Source organism: Bacillus sp. SIMBA_154, assembly GCF_046536015.1.
Taxonomy (GTDB): Bacteria; Bacillota; Bacilli; order Bacillales; family Bacillaceae; genus Bacillus; species Bacillus pumilus_P.
This window is the reverse complement of record NZ_JAWJBV010000467.1, coordinates 1-252: the sequence shown is the minus strand read 5'-3', so window position 1 is coordinate 252 and position 252 is coordinate 1. Positions and strand designations below refer to the sequence as shown.

1 protein-coding gene is annotated in these 252 nt (G+C 43.7%); it reads left to right on the top strand.

Features of this window, described 5'->3' with window-relative positions; all coding sequences use genetic code 11:
• A partial coding sequence (locus R0K30_RS22800; RefSeq protein WP_410613222.1) for a hypothetical protein occupies positions 1-252 on the top strand: 252 nt, incomplete at both ends.

Sequence of the window (252 nt, the reverse complement as noted above, 5' to 3'; positions counted from 1 at the left end):
GTCGATTACTCGTTTGAACGCACAAGCAGAGCAATTGCTGGCAATTAGTAGTGGAAGGTTAATCAATCAGTCTATCTTAACGCTATTGGCACCTGAGGAGTTAAAACCCAAAGAAAGCGCCACTTTGGATAATCGCGACAGTAGTGAGAATGGGCCTTTGGATGAGCCTATCTGCTCTTTAAGAGAGCGTTTTAATCAAGCGCAAGATTACCAGCAACCGTTTATTGACCATGATCATCTCATCAAAACGCC